Annotated in this window: 4 protein-coding genes; 2 read left to right on the top strand and 2 right to left on the bottom strand. The window is 64.7% G+C overall.

Annotated elements, in window-relative coordinates; translation table 11 throughout:
• Both FA740_RS19220 and FA740_RS19215 read left to right on the top strand, forming a co-directional pair.
• A partial coding sequence (locus tag FA740_RS19220; protein WP_211243765.1) for a zinc-dependent alcohol dehydrogenase family protein occupies positions 1 to 917 on the top strand: 917 nt, incomplete at its 5' end.
• Positions 918 to 962: 45 nt separating this feature from the next.
• Complete coding sequence (locus tag FA740_RS19215) at positions 963 to 2030, top strand: NAD(P)H-dependent flavin oxidoreductase (RefSeq protein WP_136858400.1); 1068 nt, start codon at positions 963 to 965, stop codon at positions 2028 to 2030.
• Between the two features lie 40 nt (positions 2031 to 2070).
• Here the strand turns inward: FA740_RS19215 and FA740_RS19210 are convergent, their stop codons facing one another.
• A complete protein-coding gene (locus FA740_RS19210; protein WP_136858399.1) occupies positions 2071 to 2370 on the bottom strand; it encodes a hypothetical protein in 300 nt (99 codons plus the stop codon).
• Positions 2371 to 2522: 152 nt separating this feature from the next.
• On the bottom strand, positions 2523 to 2719 hold a 197-nt coding region (locus FA740_RS19950), incomplete at its 5' end, for a hypothetical protein (RefSeq protein ID WP_211243764.1).

Genomic DNA, 2719 nt, shown 5'->3' with positions numbered 1-2719 from the left:
GGGTCACCGTAGCTTCAGACTGTCGGCCGGGCCCGCCCACGATCGCGTGGAACGGCTGCCCATCATCGCGTGGAATCGCTGCCCACGATCAGCTGGAATGGGTGCCCATCATCCCGTGGAACACGCAGGCAGTAGGGGCGGATGTTGCAGGGTTCCGGATTGGGGACCGGGTGAACGTAATCCCCGGGGCATCGGTGACGCGCCACGGCACGGCCGCCGACTGGCTGACACTTCCCGCGCGGCATGTGGTCCCTCAGCCAGCTGGTCTTGGTGCCCCCCAAGCCGCCGCCTTCTGGATGAGCTTCGTGACAGCCTACGGCGCCCTGGTGGAGGTCTGCCGGCTTTCGGCGGGGCAATGGGTCCTGATCACAGCAGCCTCCAGTTCCGTCGGGCTGACCGCCCTCCAGATCGCTCGAGCCGTCGGTGCGCGTCCCATTGCCACCATCCTTGGAGACTGCTTGCGCCCCGCTATGCTTGAGGTCGGGGCCGAGGCGGTCGTCGTCTCGGATCGCGAGGATCTGGCGTCGCGCCTTGTCGAAATCACCGGGGACATGGCGACGGGTGGCGGCCTGGATGCCGCGTTCGATGCCGTCGGCGGCCCTCAGGTCACGGCCATCGCCGAGGCGATGCGGCCTCATGGAACGATCGTCGTTCATGGCGCGCTGAGCCCGCAGCCCACGCCCTTCCCGTTGAAGGTCGCGCTACGCAACAGCCTGTCCCTCCGCGGCTATGTCTACTCGGAAGTGACCAGAAACCCGGAAGTCTTGGCCCGCGCCGCAAGGTTTGCCGAAGAAGCCATCGCCGCAGGGTTCCTGATGCCCCGGATCGACCGGGTCTTTCCGCTGGACCGGATCGTCCATGCACACCAACACCTAGAGAGCGGCGCCGCCTTCGGCAAAATCGTCCTGCAGCCTTGATTTGCCCTCGCTCCCTCGCGCATCCTGCACGCGGAGGAACAGCCGATGAACGTCACGAACGAACTTCTGGACCTGCTTCAGCTCAGTCATCCGATCCTGCAGGCACCGATGGCAGGGGTGGCCACGCCGGCAATGGCCGCAGCCGTCTCAAATGCCGGCGGCCTCGGTGCTCTCGGTCTATGCGCCGCGAGTCTGGAGGCGGCCCGTGAGGCTATCGAGGAGGTGCAGCAACTGACAGCGGCGTCCTTCAACGTGAATTTCTTCTGCCACAAGAGACCAGCGCGCGATCCCGCCGTCGAAGCGGCCTGGATTGCCCGGGCGGCGCCGCTGTTCGAGCGGTTCGAGGCAGAGCCGCCAACTGAACTCCGTGATATCTACACCAGCTTCCGCGACACCGAAGCCTATGTCCATCTTTTGCTTGAGCTGCGACCGCGGGTCGTGAGCTTCCACCTGGGTCTGCCTCGGCCGGACCAGATCGCTTCGTTGCGTGCTACTGGGCTGATCCTGATAGGCAGTGCAACATCGCCTGCCGAGGCCCGTGCCATCGAGGCCGCCGGACTTCATGCTGTCGTTGCGCAAGGGTGGGAAGCCGGCGGCCATCGCGGCCTCTTCGATCCAACTGCGCCGGACGCACGGCTCTCCACACAAGACCTGCTGCGCGCGCTCTTGAACGAGGTGTCGCTGCCGATCATTGCAGCCGGCGGGATCATGGACGGCCGCGACATTCGCCGGATGCTGGACCATGGCGCGGCTGCAGTGCAACTGGGCACCGCCTTCATCGGCTGCCCGGAGAGCGCGGCGGATGAGGGTTACCGCGAGAGGCTTGCGCTTGGCGGTGACACGGTGATGACACGCGCCATATCGGGCCGCCCGGCCCGCTGCCTCGGCAACGCCTTCACCCAGTGGACGGAAGATGCCCAGCCCGCCAACATCCCGGATTATCCCTGCGCCTACGACTTGGCCAAGGCAGTCAACACCGCCGCGAAGGCCAAGGGCGCCACGGCATACGGGGCGCAATGGGCCGGCGCCCAGGTATCACGAGCGAGAACCCTTCCGGCAGCTGAGTTTGTGGAGGTCTTGGTCAGGGAGATGAAGGACCGGGCGAAGGCTTGAGTCGGCGTGCCCGGCCCGTCCCAGGGCCCTCGAACAGCGTTCACGGCCTGCTGGTCGCTTCTTGCCCGCCATTGGCGACGAAGGTGACGAGCGCCGTGGTCGGCAACCCATCCGCGTCCATGTCTTTGGCGGCAGGGCCTTCGGGTGCAGACTGCCGGATGATGCCCAGGCCGTAGTCGAGATCCCTGCCGATCGCTCCAAAGGCGGCGCTTTCAGGCAGACGCGCGCTGGTCCTCATTTGCACTGCGTGATCATGCGCATGGCCAAAAGCGTCGATGACCTCGCAAAGGTCAGCATCGGACATGCCGGCGATGGCGGCTTTGAACTGGGTGGCGTTCATCCTCGTTCTCCTTCCTGCAACGATGGTGTTGGTCAGATCGCAAACTGTGAACACATGAACTGGGGCGGGGACACCCTTCACGCTGAGCGCCGCCGTTCGCATATGCAGAAGACGCCAGCGAGGGATAACGCGAAAGCTTCTGCAAGCCGCTCTCATTCAGCCGGTGCTGGTTGAAAGACCGCGGCACAGAGTATTCCAGCTGGTGCCTGGCACAGGCTGTATTTGAGGTGCCCCCCGAAAACTGGACACTGGCATAAGCTCTGATTTGCTGTCTGCTGATCTTCATTACGAAGGAGATCGACGATGTCGAAACGAAAGCAGCACGCCCCTGAGTTCAAGGCGAAGGTGG

Source organism: Paracoccus hibiscisoli (assembly GCF_005048265.1).
Taxonomy (GTDB): domain Bacteria; phylum Pseudomonadota; class Alphaproteobacteria; order Rhodobacterales; family Rhodobacteraceae; genus Paracoccus; species Paracoccus hibiscisoli.
Note: the sequence above shows the minus strand (reverse complement) of the source record. Positions and strands in the feature narration are given on the sequence as shown.

Excerpts from the sequence above, each read along its gene's own strand:
- FA740_RS19210 (WP_136858399.1), bottom strand. The coding sequence starts at position 2,370 with ATGAACGCCACCCAGTTCAAAGCCGCCATCGCCGGCATGTCCGATGCT.
- FA740_RS19215 (WP_136858400.1), top strand. The coding sequence starts at position 963 with ATGAACGTCACGAACGAACTTCTGGACCTGCTTCAGCTCAGTCATCCG.